Origin of the sequence: Lactonifactor sp. BIOML-A5, assembly GCF_009677585.1 — a bacterium.
In the GTDB taxonomy this organism is placed as follows: Bacteria; Bacillota; Clostridia; order Lachnospirales; family Lachnospiraceae; genus Lactonifactor.
Genome location: NZ_WKYV01000024.1, coordinates 26,121 through 41,791, shown reverse-complemented (window position 1 = coordinate 41,791; position 15,671 = coordinate 26,121). Strand labels below are relative to the sequence as shown.

General features: G+C 44.4%; 19 protein-coding genes and 2 tRNA genes. 9 read left to right on the top strand and 12 right to left on the bottom strand.

What is annotated here, in order from left to right; genetic code table 11:
* Window positions 1–21 precede the first annotated feature (21 nt).
* Window positions 22–1,140, top strand: a complete 1,119-nt coding sequence (locus tag GKG41_RS17315) for a hypothetical protein (protein WP_154260947.1) — start codon at window positions 22–24, stop codon at window positions 1,138–1,140.
* 99 nt (window positions 1,141–1,239) lie between these two features.
* Here GKG41_RS17315 and GKG41_RS17310 read toward each other — a convergent pair whose 3' ends face one another.
* The 7 genes from GKG41_RS17310 to GKG41_RS17280 form a co-directional block, all read right to left on the bottom strand.
* Window positions 1,240–2,385, bottom strand: a complete 1,146-nt coding sequence (locus GKG41_RS17310; protein ID WP_154260945.1) for a DUF4317 domain-containing protein — start codon at window positions 2,383–2,385, stop codon at window positions 1,240–1,242.
* 102 nt (window positions 2,386–2,487) lie between these two features.
* On the bottom strand, window positions 2,488–3,285 hold the full coding sequence (locus tag GKG41_RS17305) for an ABC transporter permease subunit (RefSeq protein ID WP_154260943.1): 798 nt from the start codon (window positions 3,283–3,285) through the stop codon (window positions 2,488–2,490).
* The gene (locus GKG41_RS17300) at window positions 3,282–4,178 is read right to left on the bottom strand and encodes an ABC transporter ATP-binding protein (protein ID WP_154260941.1); all 897 of its coding nucleotides are present in this window, start codon (window positions 4,176–4,178) and stop codon (window positions 3,282–3,284) included. The genes GKG41_RS17305 and GKG41_RS17300 overlap by 4 nt, the downstream gene beginning before the upstream one ends.
* Before the next feature lie 16 nt (window positions 4,179–4,194).
* Complete coding sequence (locus GKG41_RS17295; protein ID WP_154260939.1) at window positions 4,195–4,851, bottom strand: TetR/AcrR family transcriptional regulator; 657 nt, start codon at window positions 4,849–4,851, stop codon at window positions 4,195–4,197.
* 140 nt (window positions 4,852–4,991) lie between these two features.
* Entirely contained in the window at window positions 4,992–6,434 is a 1,443-nt protein-coding gene (locus GKG41_RS17290) for a nicotinate phosphoribosyltransferase (RefSeq protein WP_154260937.1), read from the bottom strand.
* A 32-nt stretch (window positions 6,435–6,466) separates the two neighbouring features.
* Window positions 6,467–6,991, bottom strand: coding sequence for an isochorismatase family cysteine hydrolase (locus GKG41_RS17285; protein WP_154260935.1), 525 nt, complete (start codon window positions 6,989–6,991; stop codon window positions 6,467–6,469).
* Window positions 6,988–7,875, bottom strand: coding sequence for an NUDIX domain-containing protein (locus GKG41_RS17280; protein WP_154260933.1), 888 nt, complete (start codon window positions 7,873–7,875; stop codon window positions 6,988–6,990). Before GKG41_RS17280 ends, GKG41_RS17285 begins: the two co-directional genes overlap by 4 nt.
* 188 nt (window positions 7,876–8,063) lie before the next feature.
* Between GKG41_RS17280 and GKG41_RS17275 the strand changes: the two genes are divergently transcribed.
* The 8 genes from GKG41_RS17275 to GKG41_RS17240 all read left to right on the top strand — a co-directional run bounded on the left by GKG41_RS17275 (window position 8,064) and on the right by GKG41_RS17240 (window position 11,991).
* A complete protein-coding gene (locus GKG41_RS17275) occupies window positions 8,064–8,738 on the top strand; it encodes a hypothetical protein (protein WP_154260932.1) in 675 nt (224 codons plus the stop codon).
* Between the two features lie 139 nt (window positions 8,739–8,877).
* Window positions 8,878–9,633, top strand: a complete 756-nt coding sequence (locus GKG41_RS17270; protein WP_154260930.1) for an N-acetyltransferase — start codon at window positions 8,878–8,880, stop codon at window positions 9,631–9,633.
* 88 nt (window positions 9,634–9,721) lie between these two features.
* A complete protein-coding gene (locus GKG41_RS17265; RefSeq protein ID WP_154260928.1) occupies window positions 9,722–9,940 on the top strand; it encodes a hypothetical protein in 219 nt (72 codons plus the stop codon).
* Between the two features lie 71 nt (window positions 9,941–10,011).
* Window positions 10,012–10,085: transfer RNA gene (locus GKG41_RS17260), tRNA-Val, on the top strand.
* Window positions 10,086–10,091: 6 nt separating this feature from the next.
* Window positions 10,092–10,164 (top strand) — tRNA-Ala (locus tag GKG41_RS17255).
* A gap of 38 nt (window positions 10,165–10,202) precedes the next feature.
* Window positions 10,203–10,697 (top strand): peptide deformylase, encoded by a 495-nt coding sequence (locus GKG41_RS17250; RefSeq protein ID WP_154260926.1) that lies wholly within the window; start codon window positions 10,203–10,205, stop codon window positions 10,695–10,697.
* Window positions 10,698–10,836: 139 nt separating this feature from the next.
* On the top strand, window positions 10,837–10,995 hold the full coding sequence (locus GKG41_RS17245) for a DUF1540 domain-containing protein (RefSeq protein WP_072854764.1): 159 nt from the start codon (window positions 10,837–10,839) through the stop codon (window positions 10,993–10,995).
* A 438-nt stretch (window positions 10,996–11,433) separates the two neighbouring features.
* Window positions 11,434–11,991, top strand: coding sequence for a hypothetical protein (locus GKG41_RS17240; RefSeq protein ID WP_154260924.1), 558 nt, complete (start codon window positions 11,434–11,436; stop codon window positions 11,989–11,991).
* Window positions 11,992–12,114: 123 nt separating this feature from the next.
* Here GKG41_RS17240 and GKG41_RS23945 read toward each other — a convergent pair whose 3' ends face one another.
* The 5 genes from GKG41_RS23945 to GKG41_RS17220 all read right to left on the bottom strand — a co-directional run bounded on the left by GKG41_RS23945 (window position 12,115) and on the right by GKG41_RS17220 (window position 15,669).
* Window positions 12,115–12,228 carry a DUF6718 family protein gene (locus GKG41_RS23945; RefSeq protein WP_347563565.1) on the bottom strand — a complete coding sequence of 38 codons (114 nt, stop codon included), beginning with the start codon at window positions 12,226–12,228 and terminating at the stop codon, window positions 12,115–12,117.
* Between the two features lie 76 nt (window positions 12,229–12,304).
* The gene (locus GKG41_RS17235; protein WP_072854771.1) at window positions 12,305–13,315 is read right to left on the bottom strand and encodes a GGGtGRT protein; all 1,011 of its coding nucleotides are present in this window, start codon (window positions 13,313–13,315) and stop codon (window positions 12,305–12,307) included.
* A 48-nt stretch (window positions 13,316–13,363) separates the two neighbouring features.
* A complete protein-coding gene (locus tag GKG41_RS17230) occupies window positions 13,364–14,056 on the bottom strand; it encodes a hypothetical protein (RefSeq protein WP_072854772.1) in 693 nt (230 codons plus the stop codon).
* Between the two features lie 120 nt (window positions 14,057–14,176).
* Window positions 14,177–14,812, bottom strand: a complete 636-nt coding sequence (locus tag GKG41_RS17225; RefSeq protein WP_154260923.1) for an ABC-2 transporter permease — start codon at window positions 14,810–14,812, stop codon at window positions 14,177–14,179.
* Window positions 14,809–15,669, bottom strand: a complete 861-nt coding sequence (locus tag GKG41_RS17220; protein ID WP_154260921.1) for an ABC transporter ATP-binding protein — start codon at window positions 15,667–15,669, stop codon at window positions 14,809–14,811. Before GKG41_RS17220 ends, GKG41_RS17225 begins: the two co-directional genes overlap by 4 nt.
* Window positions 15,670–15,671 lie beyond the last annotated feature (2 nt).

The following is a 15,671-nucleotide window of genomic DNA, read 5'->3' as shown; positions in this document are numbered from 1 at the left end:
TGAAAAAAGGAGGATTTATCCATGTATTTTCATCTTTATAACCATTGTATCTTTCTTACAGGCATTGGGGGCGGCGCTCTCTATAATCTCTCCAGCGGCGAATTCACCGGTCTGGAAAAACAGGAATGCAGCTGGCTGGAAACAGCGGAAAAGGGGAAGGAAATCCAGGATAATGATTTTTACCGCGAGCTGGAGAAAATGCAGCTGGGATTTTATTCCGATAAGCCCTGTTACATTGATAAGCTCAGGGAAGTCAACCCGCTTCTCCAGGTACACAGAGATTTGAAAAGCTATAAAATCCAGATTGCCGTACTCCAGCTCACCGGCAGATGCGATATAGAAGGGGACAACTGCAGAGATTATTTCTGTCCCCCCTGCCGGCAGGGAGACAGCAGTGTCAAAGATCTGCCCGCAGAGCGCTGGTTTTCCATCATTGACACGCTCTCAGATGCCGGTGCCTCCTCATTTTTGCTCACCGGAGGCAATGTGCTCCTTTATAAAGAGTTTGATGCTGTCCTGAGATATCTGAAGAAAAAAGATGTGAGCGTCAGCATTCTGCTTCCCAGACTGGATCCTGCACACCCCCAGCTGTTCCGGGAACACATACTGCTGTTTCCCTGCGGCAGCAGACAGGCTGAAAAGAAAAAATACCATGACGTTACGGTCTATTGCCCCGAAACAGCAGACCCCCAGGCCATAGAACACTGGAAGCATAACGGATACAGGATACTCCCGGTACAGCTGTCTTCTGCCCCTATCTCAGAAGCCTCGCTGGTCCCCTGTACCCTGGAACGATATGAGGGCCGAAAAAACGGGGATCTCTGCCTGTCTGGCAAAATCTATGTGGGTAGTTCGGGCAACCTCATCCCCTGCCTGCAGGGAAACCAGCATCCGGTGGGCAGTCTTCTGCAGGAACCCTTTTATCTTTTATACCGAAGGCTGATAGAAACCTTCTGGGATGCGCCCATTCGTCCTCACGAAAAATGCAGTTCCTGCCAGTGGTACTATTCCTGTCCCTCCTGCCGCTTCACAGATGCAGCGGCAAGATGCAGGATATACCCCGAAGAACGGGAAGAAATCCTTTTGTCTCCCGAACATTCTATGGAACACTGTGCCTTTCTAAGCAGTCTTCACATTTAAAAAAGAGTCCGGCAAGCAGGACTCACGCGCCAGGGCGCGGCCGCTTGCGGACATCTTCCTTTTACGTGCAGAGGCTCCAATGGATGCCTCTGCCTCGCGTTACTCTTCACGTTCCTCTTCCGCCGCTGTTCTCACAGCAATTCCGTTAATCTCTACCTGATCCGTTGCCTCTATGAGAATATACGGCACGCCGTCTATGATCTTGTGTTCTACCAGCTGTGCCTTGTCTGCTGCTACCTTTATCACCACATCCGGGGTCTTAATCTCATAATTTCTGACGCTTGCCACATTGGCCGCAACAAAACTAGTCTTTTCATCCGCTGCCGCCTCATAGTGGGAGTCGAATTCCTCCAGACGTTCATTGTCCACACCGCTGTTGGCAAGCAGCCTTTTTACCTCATACTTTCCCAGGGTAACCGGATCCGGATCTTCCTTCCGCTCTTCCAGCAATTCATTGAGATTCTCCTGAATATTCATAACAGTCTCAAAATCACAGTTCCTGTCTAAGGTTTCCTCGATTATCACCTGAAAGGTCTCCTTCTGCGTCTTAGCGCTCAAAGGTATCCTGCACCCCAAAAACTGGTCAATAAAATCCGTCTGCAGCACTTCCGGATTCTTCGCGTAATAAAGCAGGCTGTGTATATCTGTATTTCTATCGTTAAACGCGGGAAAAAGAAAGCCTGTATCCGGCACATCTACGATCCAGTCCTGAACCCGGTTTTCAATATGGTTTGTCTCAGTATTATAGCACAGACCCGGTTTAGACAGCTTAACCGGACATATACTGCACATAATAAAGTTATAGACATAGTCAGAAGCATCCTCCATATCCAGGTTGTCTGAGGCCCGTCCCGGCACGTCATAAGCTCCGTGAACCAGAATAATATAATAGTTCTCCGGATAAAGATATGTATCCATGACCTTTTGATAAAACTCTTCTATAAGTTCCTCTTCCATAAGTCCGCTGTCCCGCAGCCGCAGAAGAAATTTCTGAGTACCCTCTCCCAGCTCCTGGTCCAGCGGAAATTCCATATTCATAAGGTTCCTGCCGATTGTCCCTGACAGTCCTTTTTTAAAGATCGTAAAATATTTGAATGCTTCCTCCTCCGGCAGGGACAGAAAAGCCTCCTTCAGCTTTGTCCTCTGATTTTTTTCAGCATCCACATAGCAGCCGCAGATCCTTGTGAGCACACAGTTTGCTGGTGTAAATAGCTTCTTTATTTCACTGATTTCTTTCTTATTCATCGGTCCGTCTCCCCTTTGCTTTGCATTTACCATAATACCTTATTTCATTTTTTGGCATCTGTCAACTGCAAACACTCAGAGCAAAAATATGCCTGACGTCCTTTAAAGGGGAAGATCCCGTTTACAGAACCTGACAATTCCTGCCCCCATAAAAAGGAGTCCCGCCAGGTACAAGACGGCAGCCATCATCCAGGCCTTCCCGTCTCCGGCGCTCAGTCCGTCTACATCAAACAGCGTCAGAGGAGTGGCATATTTTACAGTCTCAAATTTTTCTCCTACCTGGGATATCATCTGAACGAGAACGGAGTAGACCACAACAGCCGTGCTGATGGCGGAGGAATTTTTTGACTCATTACAGATACAGGAAGCACAGAAGCATGCTCCTGCGAAAAACACAAGTAGCCCCAGCAAGCCTGCATTTACCCGGAGAAATCCTGCTGTGTCCATCTCTCCGGGAAACAGAATCTCCCCCACTGCCAGAATTAAAGCAGTACAGTAGGCGGTCATGAACACCAGAGACAGCAGTAAAAATATCCCCTGTGTAAGCACAATCTTCAGGCGTCTGTCGGGAACTGCCAAAAGATAGGCCATGGAACCGTTATCCACATACTTTGCCACCAGCCGGTTTGTCAAGATAATAATATAAACTCCGGGAAATGCAATCAGCAGGATTCCATATAAGTAACCTGTAACGAACTCCAGCAATGTTGTGCCCACATCTGCCATCCCGAATGCAGCAAACATTTGGGGCATGCTGTCCGCCATCATTCGCAGGCTGTCTCCCAGTCTGGGATCGAACATCATAGTAATCATCACCGAATAAACACTGAGCACGCCTAAGAAAATCACTAGCAGTATCCAGTTGGACTTTATCTCTTTCCTGAATAATGTGGCATTCATTGTTCTGCCCCCTCTCCGTAAAAGTGCATAAAGAATTCTTCCAGACTCTGGGTACGCAGTTCCAGATCCACAACGGTGTACGCACCGGCCTTCTTTATAAAAGAATCCAGATTTTTTCCCACCTCGGCAGTCACTCTTTTCCCTCCGGCCTGATAGGATGCTTTGGGAACCTGGGCAGCAAATGCTTCTGCCATCGCTGCTTCCCTGAAGGTTACTTCAATAATCTTCTTCCGTCCTTCCTTCAGCTTTTCCATTTCCTCCACCGCCACCAGCTGCCCTTTACGGATGATTGCGGCCCTGTCACAGGTGCGTTCTATTTCCTCAAACATATGCGAAGACATAAGTATCGTCTTTCCTCTTTTTTTCTCTGAAAGTATCAGTTCTACAAACCGGTTCTGCATCAGCGGATCCAGCCCCCCGGTAGGTTCGTCTAAAATGAAAGTGTCTGCGGCAGGATTCATAAAAGCACACACGATCCCGATTTTCTGCTTCATTCCCTTAGACATCTTTTTCAATTTTCCGGATGCATTCAGCTCAAACATCTCCATTAACTCTTTTGCACGTCCCAGATCCTTCATTTTCTTCATATTTCCCACAAAACGGATAAATTCCATGCCGCTCATGGAATCTATAAATGCGATTTCTCCCGGCAGATATCCCAAAGACTCCTGGATTCGTCCTGCCTCCCTGAAGCAGTCCCTGCCCAGTATGGACAAACTCCCGCTGTCCGGTTTGATAAAGCCCATCAGCTGCCGGATCGTTGTCGTCTTTCCCGCTCCATTGGGTCCTAAAAATCCAAGGACTTCCCCCTGTTTCACAGAGAAGCTCACATCAAAAACCCCTCTTTTCTGACCATAATCCTTTGTAATATGGTTAATCTCAATTACATCCATACCCGTGCCCCCTCTCTTACAAGTCCGTCTCTCCCTGATATTCCTCTTTGTACGCAATTTTCTTAAACATTTCTGACCACTGTGCAAATTGCTCCATTAAATCCTCCACTTCAATAACTCCTGTGGTATCTCTGCCCATGCAGGCAAACATCTTCTGGTGCATATATCCGTCCGCCATCCAGATTAGCATATGAAGAATCCGGTTCGGATCCGCATCCTCTTTAAACTTGCTCAAGTCAATGTTCTTAAAATATTCCTTAAACATTCTCTCAATCTGATCGTTCATCATCGAATTCATCTCCTGAGAGACATCCTCTTTGCAGGAATAGAACGCCCTCACAGAAAACTCCATGATGTACGGAAATTTATGAAGGAGTTCCGCCTTTTTCCTGGTGGTATAAGCAAGCAATTCAAAAAAATCCGTAATGGCATAAAACTTTTCATCCAGAATCTGGGGACGAAACTCCTCTATGGCATACGAAAGCAAATACAGATACAGTTCCTTTTTGCTTTTAAAATAGTAGAACAACAGCCCCTTGGATATGCCGGCCCTGGCCGCTATGAGATCGGTAGATGCCCGCTTATATTCATTGTTCCCAAAGACTTCAAAGGCAGCATTCATAATCTGTACCTTTTTCTCCTCCGGCAGGTGCCGAAGCCTTTCCTGATCCATAACACCCCTCCTTACCGATTTGGTTAATACCCATTATAGGAAATTGACTCAAATTTTCAACCCTCTTTTCGGAATAACTTCTGAAACTATTGCCTGGGAAAAAGGGACATGCAATTTTTCAGTTACATGTCCCTTTCCCTCTAGTTCATTTTTTTCCCGGCTTCCTGTAGCATATGGCTTTTTATCTGGTAAATTTTTTCTGACAAATCCACATAATGTACATGGGGATTCTCCAGGCGCAGTTCTTCTTCCCATACCGTATTCTCTATCTGATCTTTTACATACTTTCTGATATCCTCCAGCCGGGGCTTTTCATATACCAGTTTCCCGTCCTCAAAGATAGTCTTCTGAAGCCTTACCGCAACAGAATTATCAATCAGAATATGCTTCCAGGGCTTCTTGGGATCTATTACATAGAAAGATCCCCCTTCGTCCAGATGCTCCTCCTCCAGCGTCAGGACATCTGCATAACCGATGCCCGATGTTTTATTAAAAAGCCTCCATAAAACTTTTTTCCCGGGATTGGTAATCTTTTCTTCATTTTCACTGATTTTGATGCGGGGAGTCAGTTTCCCCTCTTCCTCCACAGCCACCAGCTTATATACCCCGCCGAATACCGGATCTGACTTTGCCGTAATCAGGCGTTCCCCGATGCCGTATGAGTCAATCCTGGCTCCCTGGGTTTTCATAGAATTCAGCAGCCACTCATCAATGCTGTTTGAAACTACGATTTTGCAGTCCTCCATCCCATTCTCATCAAACAAGGCTCTGAGCTTTTTGGAAAAATACGCCAAATCCCCGCTGTCAATGCGGACGCCTTTTAAACGCTTTCCCTTGGGCTCCAGCACCTCTTTGGCCACTTTAACCGCGCACTGTGCTCCCTTTATAATATCATAGGTATCAATGAGCAGCGTACAGTCATCCGGATACGTCTTTGCATATGCGCGGAATGCCTCCTCCTCGGAACTGAAAAACTGTATCCAGGAATGCGCCATGGTTCCTATGGCATTCACCCCATACATCTGATCCGCAAGCACAGTAGCCGTGGCATGGCACCCTCCGATATAGGCCGCCCGCGCCCCAAGAACGGCGGCATCCGGCCCCTGGGCTCTCCTGGCGCCGAACTCCATAACCATTCCATCCCCAGCTGCCCTGCAGATACGGTTTGCCTTAGTGGCAATCAGTGACTGGTGATTTATGGTTAACAGCAAGAAAGTCTCCAGAAGCTGGCACTCTATCACATTGCCTGTCACCGTCACCAGAGGAGTTCCCGGATATACAATGGTTCCCTCCGGCACCGCCTCTATGGTTCCCCGGAATCGGAATTCTTTTAAGTAGTCCAGAAATCCTTCGTCAAAAATTCCCTTTTTTCTCAGATAGTCAATATCCTCTTCTGTAAAATGCATGTCAGACACAAAGTCTATCAGCTGCTCTAAGCCTGCGGCAATGACATATCCCCCATGATCCGGATTCTTCCGGTAAAACATCTCAAATACTGCTTTTGTATCCTTATGCCCGTGAACATAAAATCCGTTGGCCATTGTAAACTCATAAAAATCTACCAGCATGGTTAAATTCTTCATTCTTTCTTCCTCCTACACAGCTCTCCTGACGCTTATTTGAGCTCAATCTGGCAGCATGCCATTGCCTTCAGCGCATTCTCATGGTTCTCCGGCGATGTCCCTGCACAGCACCTGCTGTCGACCAGGACAGGCACCTCCGGAAGAAAGGCTTTAGCCATGAGTGCATTGCTGATCACGCAGATATCCGTACATACTCCAACAAACTCCAGGGAGCTTATCCCGGATTCCTGGTTCTTTTTCGTCAGATAGCCCATCAGTTCTGTACTTCCAAAGGTGTCTTTTTGAAAAGAACGTTCCCTGCAGCCGGGATCCGCTTCTTTGATTTCATCTATCAGCTCCCATCCTTCCGTTCCCAGGATACAGTGGCTGACCGGAAGCTTCTTTCCTTCCTGGGACAAAAGATACGCACTGCCGTGAGTATCCTGGGTATAGAGGACCTCGCCCCCAAACTCCTTTATTTTCCGAATGAGCCCGGGCACCACCGCTTTGGCTTCCCCGGATCCCAAGGTACCGCTGACAAAATCCTTCTGCATGTCAATTACAATTAAATAGTTCATTCCGATTCCTCCTGTCTGTATCTGAATAATTTTGCAGGCCGCAGAGACAGGCCTTTATATCCCTTCTCTGTCATTTTCCCGGTGTCCACTACATATTGATCCATCTCTTTCCTGAAATTTGATTTCCAAACCGGACGTCCCAGCAGAGTCTCATATGCAGACTGAAGCTCATACATAGTGAATTCTTCTGAGAGCAGGTTAAATGCAATGGGTGTATAACTTACTTTTCCACGGAGACGTTCCAATGATTCATTAATAATTCTGCTGTGGTCAAAAGCCAGCTTTTCTTTTGGGGAGGACAGCAATGATATGTCGAACTCTTTAGCAGCCAGTACGCCGTTTTTCTTTTTCGTCTCCACCACCTGATATCCCATATGAATTCCCAGGCTTTCATTTTCCACCTTTAACAGCCATGCCTCCCGGTCTGCATCAAAGTCCATCATCTTTGTCTTGCTCACAGAGAACCATGCCACTTCCTGGGCGTCATCTCCGGCCGACGCTAAGATATCCTCCTTTTTGGCAAGTGCGATATAGGCAATAGAGATCACCCGCATTCTGGGATCTCTTTCAGGCTGTCCATACGTACACAGCTGTTCCAGATACACGTTATCCACACTTGTCTCTTCCTTCAGTTCCCTTTTCGCTGCCTCCTCGGGGCTTTCATCAATACCTACAAATCCGCCGGGCAGTGCCCAGCACCCTTTAAAAGGATGCTGCCCTCTCTTCACAAGAAGCAGCTTTAATTCCTTTTCCATGGTTCTCTTTTCCTTTTTTACCTCATCCAGAGTGAAAAGAAGAATATCCACAGTTACCGAAGGCCTCTCATAATCTCCCTGCTTATAATGCTCCAGAAATTCCTCCTCTGTCTCAAAGTATGGTTCCATATTCCTCAGCTCCTTTATATGGTAGTATAATACTACTATATTTCTATTATGTCAATATATAGTAGTAAATCGATACTATATTTTTCCAATTTCTTAATTTTCCATAAGAAACTTCCTATTTTCAAAGAAAATGTGATACAATCCTACCGTTACAGAGAATCACAAAAAGTAAATACTGGAGGAAAAAAATGAAAAAGAAAATCGTTGCCCTGATGCTTGCAGTTTCACTGACCGTATCCTTTACTGCCTGCGGCACACCCAAAAACAATGCAAAAGAAAGTTCAAAGCCAGAAGAAGCCTCTGATACGGCAGAGTCCAAAGAGGCCGATGGAGAGAAAGAATCCGGAGGGGACAGCGGTACTCTCTCTGCGGAAAAGAATATGCTGTCTGTGGAAGTAACTATCCCGGCATCTCTTCTGGAGGGATCTGATCCTGCCGAACTGACAGAAGAGGCTGAAGAAAACGGTGTGAAAGAAGTAACACAGAATGCAGACGGTTCCGTTACTATGAAGATGACCAAAGAAGCCCACAAAGAATTGTTAACTTCAATGAAAGTATCCATTGATGAAAGTATCAATGAGCTGCTGGCCGACAAGGAAAACTGTCCGTCCTTTGACTCTATCACCTACAGTGATGATGTTGCTACCTTTGATATTAAGGTAGATGCAGACTCCTTCGGTGGATTTGAGGGAATCTATGCCATCACGTTCTATCTTATGGGAAACATTTACCAGGCACTCAATGCTGTTCCGGAGGAAGAGATAAACACCACTGTAAACTTTATCAATAAAGATACCGGGGAGGTTATTCAGACCGGTGATTCTGCCTCTATGGCGGAAGAAGCTTCAGATTCTGCAGAATAGGACATACTGTTGTCATCTTTCATGTGTTATGATTTTTGTATTCAGGGATATGGCGTCTGCCCGGATCCATGCGGCACACGCCGATCCCTGAATTGTTTCGTTATTCCCATAATATAACCCAGAACGCGGAGGAATTGCTATGAAATTTATTACATTGAATCAGGACAACATCGATCAGGAGCACATCTGCTGTGCAATTACAGATAAAAAAGGAGAACCCTGTGTTTCCTCAAAGAAGAAGTGGATGACAGAACGGTTTAAAGACGGTCTGGTATTTCTAAAGCTGGATGCACGGGGCAAAGTTTTTATAGAGTATATCCCTGCCGAAAAAGCATGGTTTCCCATTGCAGCCCCGGGGTATATGCATATTAATTGTTTCTGGGTGTCAGGAAAGTACAAAGGTCAGGGCTACGCCAATCAATTGCTGGAGCAGTGTATCAGTGATGCTAAAATAAAAGGGATGTGCGGACTCACTGTCCTTTCCAGCACTAAAAAGATGCCTTTTCTGTCAGATCCCAAATACCTGAAATACAAAGGATTCCTGACAGCGGATACCGCCTGTCCCTCTTATGAGCTGCTCTATCTTCCCTTCCGGGAAAACGCTCCCCTTCCCTGCTTCAAAGACTGTGCCAAACAGGGAAAGACGCAAGAGCAGGGCATGGTTCTTTATTATTCCAGCCAGTGTCCCCATACTGCAAAATATGTACCTCTGATTCAGCAAATAGCTAAGCTGCACGGAAAAACTATCCGGCTGCATAAGCTGGAGACCCTGGAACAGGCACAGAATGCCCCCAGTCCTTGTACAAACTATAGTTTTTTCTATAATGGAGAATTTGTGACAAACGAAATCTTCAGCGAGAAAAAATTTGAGACCTTTCTGCAGACCCACAAATAATCCACCAGGCAACAGCAATTTCCAAAATTTACCAGCCCCTTTTTCTTTATCATGGTACTACAATGAATAGAGAAAGGGGCTGAATCTAATGGGTAAATTAAATTATTTGGAACTATTCAATCGCCTGATGGAAACGTCACCAGAAACGGTGACGGAAGCTCTCAGGAAGGAGGCGGAACAGATTGAAGGGGAACTGAAAGAAGATCCTGTCATTGATCATATGAAACCGCCCAAAGAACTCTATGACAGAATTGTACAGGAACTAAAAGATAAAGGTATCTACCATGAGGATGACCCCGGAGAATAACCGGGGTTTTCCTGCGATCCCCCCATATTTACACTTGAATTTGCCGCTCAAAGTGCTATACTTATAAGTATGGAAGCATAGCTCAGCTGGGATGAGCGTTCGCCTCACACGCGAGAGGCCACGGGTTCGAGCCCCGTTGCTTCCATTTTTTGGGGTATTAGCGCAGCTGGGAGCGCGCAACATTCGCATTGTTGAGGCCACGGGTTCGAATCCCGTATACTCCATCCGTGCATAATTACTACATAATGCGGAGGCGGCTTTCATGATTAAAGATATTTTGAAATTAGGTAATCCAAAACTGTATGAAGTCAGCACTGAGATTAAAAAAGATGAGGCACACAAAATCCCCGGATGGGTCACCGATCTCCATGACACTCTCATGAACTACCGTAAGATCCACGGTGCGGGCAGGGCGGTGGCGGCACCCCAGATTGGGGTACAGAAACGGCTTCTGTATATGTATACAGACAGACCCTATGTTTTTATAAATCCGTCAATTACTTTCCCAGAGAAAGACACCTTCCCAGTAATGGATGACTGTATGTCCTTTCCCGGACTTCTGGTGAAGGTTGAACGATACAAAAAAGCAGATATCCATTTTTGGGATTTGGATTGGACGCCTCAAACTATGCATCTGGAAGGAGATCTCTCTGAGCTGCTGCAGCATGAATACGATCATCTTGACGGCATTCTGGCAACCATGCGGGCAGTTGACAACCGCTCTTTGTTTATGGAAGAGATGAAGCGAAATTTCTAATATTTTCATAAAAAATTTTTCTTATTTCAGCAGTATAGCTATCCTCTTTTTTAATTCACATTTTCTTCCCTGTATTTTTTAAGCTCTTTTGCAAATACTAAGAGTGTAACAATGAAGAAGATTGTAAGGAGGACCTATCATGAAAATCAATGAAAGCATTCAATGTTCAATCAAAAATTGTGTACACCATGCCCAGGACGAAAACTACTGTACACTGAATAAAATTAAAGTCGGAACACATGAATCTAACCCGACTACAAAAGAATGTACAGACTGCGACTCTTTTGTAATTAAGTAAAAAACGGTATCTGTGTAAGAGACTGCTGACGGACAGCAGTCTCTTATATTATGTGCTGAGAAATCTTTTTCCCTGACGTATACGAAATGGAACTGTCCCAACAAAGACTATAGTATCTGTCTGAGATGTATACTCCCTGAGCATCGTATAATTTTTAATTGAAAACAGGCATTCTTTCGTAATTTTTGTGCATTTACTTTTTTCTCCGTTTCCCATATACTGTAAATACAGGCACTTACGTGTCCAGTTTGAATAAGGGGGGAGCATAAAGGTAACTGCTGTTTCACAAAATATGTTTATCATTTACATATGAAATCGAATGTACAAATATTGATATGAACTGCTGTTTACATAATCATTAGCCGAATGGGAATATCTTTATGAACACCCTCTCATACTTCGGTTATCATAAAATTCAAAAGAAATGAGGAAAAAAGAATGAAGAAAAAACTTGTAATACTTCTGATGTGTGTATCCGTTTCCATAGGTATGCTGGGCTGCAGAGGAGGAGACACCAAATCCAAAGATAATAAACAGGAGTCTACCGAAGAACAAACTCCCGCCTCTCCCGCTGATCAGGACACTGCAGACGATAATGTCAAGCAGTCAGAAACAGGACCTGCTGAGCAGCCCAAAGAAGAGATGCCTGCCGGCGACTATAAGGACACTGGGGACGGTACCATGTATATTGCCTGTGCAGACGAAACCTCCGAGGACGGCAAGGTGCCTGTCATCTATACCAAGGAAGGCGCTGCCGTCATTATGATTGAAGTAAACACAAAAGGATTCGACGGTTCCAAACAGTCCTATATCTACGTTGACGGACTGTTAGCCGCCCAGGAACAATTGTCTGATTCCTCCTATTCTGTAGATCTGGGGGACGATGCAATTGCTGTAGGGACACATAAGGTTGAAGTGATGCAGTACGCGGACGATGAACCTACCGGGGATGTGGTGACATATAAGAGTGCATCCTATGAGGTGAAGGCAGAATAAAAAAGAAAAGAGATTAAAAATGGCCGCTTTTGATAGCGGCCATTTTTAATCTCTGCAATCTGCGATTTTATTAGAATTTCCCTGCTGTGCACTACTGACAGCTCCATAATATTTTTTAATCACCTATGCCACACGGTTCATTTGACTAACCATATCTATAAATTGTTTCATGTCCTCCACATAAGAATATGGCGCATATTCTGAATAAATCTCTGGACTATCAAGTATAACAATCATATTCACAGTCTCAAAAACCGCACCAACCATAAAAGTTAGTGCGGTTTTAAAATAGCCTCTTAATAATCCAATTACTTTAGAACTTCCCAGCTTTCGCCGCTTCTTCAACAGCTACTGCCACGGCCACTGTCATTCCAACCATAGGGTTATTACCAGCTCCAATAAGTCCCATCATCTCAACATGAGCAGGAACGGAAGAGGAACCGGCAAACTGTGCGTCTGAGTGCATACGTCCCATGGTATCTGTCATACCATAAGAAGCAGGACCTGCAGCCATATTGTCAGGATGAAGTGTTCTGCCTGTACCACCGCCGGATGCTACGGAGAAGTACTTTTTGCCCATCTCAATGCATTCCTTCTTGTAAGTACCTGCAACCGGGTGCTGGAATCTGGTTGGATTGGTGGAGTTACCTGTAATAGATACGTCAACACCTTCCTTGTGCATAATAGCAACACCCTCAACTACATCGTTAGCACCATAGCAATTAACTTTTGCGCGAAGACCTGTGGAATATGCTTTTCTGAATACTTCCTTCACTTCGCCTGTATGATAATCCATCTCTGTCTCTACATATGTAAATCCATTGATTCTGGCAATAATCTGAGCGGCATCTTTACCAAGACCATTTAAGATAACACGAAGGGGCTCTTTTCGTACTTTATTGGCTTTTTCAGCGATACCGATGGCACCTTCCGCTGCAGCGAAAGATTCATGGCCTGCTAAGAAAGCAAAACACTTGGTATCCTCTTCCAGAAGCATCTTACCCAAATTGCCGTGTCCCAGACCAACCTTACGCTGATCTGCTACAGAACCCGGGATACAGAAAGACTGAAGCCCTTCACCGATTGCTGCTGCTGCATCTGCTGCTCTTCTGCAGCCTTTTTTTATTGCAATCGCTGCACCTACGGTGTAAGCCCATTTTGCATTCTCAAAGCAGATTGGCTGAATACCCTCTACCATGTTATATACATCTAAACCAGCTGCTTTTGTAACTTCTGCAGCTTCTTCGATAGAATTAATTCCATACTGATTTAATACAGCAAGAATTTGTTTCTCTCTTCTTTCATATGATTCAAATAAAGCCATTAATTTATCCTCCTATTCTTTCTACGGCAGACTTTAAAGAGTATCTGATTACTCTTTTCTTGGGTCAATAATTTTCACTGCGTCATCTACACGGCCATACTGTCCCTGAGCTTTTTCAAATGCAGTGTTGGCATCGTCTCCAGCCTTGATGAAGTCCATCATCTTTCCAAAGCTGACAAATTTGTAGCCAATGATTTCATCATCTTCATTTAAAGCGATACCTGTAACGTAACCGTCTGTCATTTCCAGATAGCGAGGGCCCTTTGCAAGGGTTCCATACATAGTACCAACCTGAGATCTTAAGCCTTTTCCTAAATCCTCCAGACCTGCGCCTACAGGGAGTCCGTCTTCAGAGAAAGCACTCTGAGATCTTCCGTACACAATCTGTAAGAATAATTCTCTCATTGCGGTGTTGATAGCATCACAAACCAGGTCTGTATTCAGAGCTTCCAAAATGGTTCTTCCCGGTAAAATCTCAGATGCCATAGCTGCGGAGTGAGTCATACCTGAACATCCGATGGTCTCAACCAATGCTTCCTGGATAATACCTTCCTTAACATTTAAAGTTAACTTGCAGGTTCCCTGCTGAGGAGCACACCAGCCCACACCATGTGTTAAACCTGAAATATCTTTAATTTCTTTCGCTTTTACCCATTTTGCTTCTTCCGGAATTGGAGCTGCGCCGTGGTTCACGCCCTGTGCCACCGGGCACATCATTTCTACTTCGTGTGAATAAATCATTTTAAAACTCCTTTCAAGTATAGAATAGACTTAAGGCTCGTTAGTATTTAACATCGCACTTGATAATATTTTCTCATAATCTGACAAAAAAATCTACTGGAAAAGTGCCAAAATAAAATTCTAAAATTCCTTCTTTTCTATAATTTTTAGTGAAATAATATAGGAAAGGATCAGGGCCATGATGCATAGGATCACTGCTCCTACAGCCACTGCGGGCCAGGAAATATGCTCCAAAAATTCATTCACATTTTCTGTTCCAGCAATCTTGCCGATAAGAGCCACAGACACGACCGGGACAACGAAAATAAGTATCATGGAAGTCCTGGCTTTTTCGCTGCCAAATTTATAAATCAAAGGTATTACCACTGACATTATTAAGAAAATATAAATCATCATAGACAGACCAGCTGCAAAATTTTCTGTTACGGATAATTTTGTAATCACACACACTGCCAGTTCACCCAAAATAGCAATAACCGCTGCACTCCCCATTAGGAGAATCATCAGTACATATTTCCCTTTTACCAAATCCCGTCTGGACAAAGGACCTGTAAGCACATATGCTTCCCAATGGAAAAACTCATCGGTGTTAAACGTGCTGATAAACAGGCTCATGCCATAAAAGGCCCCCAGGAATCCTATATAAGCAGGCATTTTAAGCATAATTCCCACAACTGTAAAAACAGCAAAGAATAGTACGTATTGCCTCATATATTTTTTTACACTGTACAAATCTTTTAAAACTAATCCCTTCATAGTACGTCCCCCTTAATCTGGAATAAAATAATTTCCTCTAACGTAGTTGTGTCCACTACCCAGTCCCTGTTTTGCCTGGATATATCAATCCTGTTATCCACCATCACTTCATATCCGAATTGGTTTTTCCTCAGCCCTATCACGTGTTCAGGAGCGATGCGTTTGTAATCCTCCTTTGAGCATCGAACCACTCCATAATTGTAGAGAAGCTCATCTTTGTTCTCACTGAAAATTAATTTTCCCTTGTGGAGAAAGGTAATATAGTCAGCCACTTTCTCTAAATCGCTGGTAATGTGAGAGGAAAAAAGTACAGTACATTCCTCGTCCTGAATAAAGTTCTGCAGAATTTCCAGGATCTCATCCCTCACCACAGGATCCAGGCCGCTGGTTGCCTCATCCAGCAGCAGAAGCTTGGCATTGTGGGAAAAAGCCACGGCAATCTGAAGCTTCATGGCCATACCGGTAGAATAGTCTTTCGTATACTTGTTTTCATCTATGTGAAATTGCTTCAGATAGTCAAAAAAGATGTTTTTATCCCACCGTGAGTATATGTTCTCCATAATTTTATTAATTTGTTTTGCATTCAAATTACCGGGAAAACTGGAACCGGACATCACTACTCCCACATCATTTTTCCACTCAATTTCTTTCTCAGAAATGACTTTTTCATCCTTATATATCCTGCCGTCTGACAAACTTATCAAACCTAAAATACACTTAATCAGCGTAGTTTTACCTGCGCCGTTTTCCCCTACGAGTCCCATAATACACCCCTTCGGGAGCTCCAAATTAATCTGATCCAAGGTGAATTTCGGGTACTTTTTCACTACATTTTCTAACCTGATTGCTGTCTCCATTT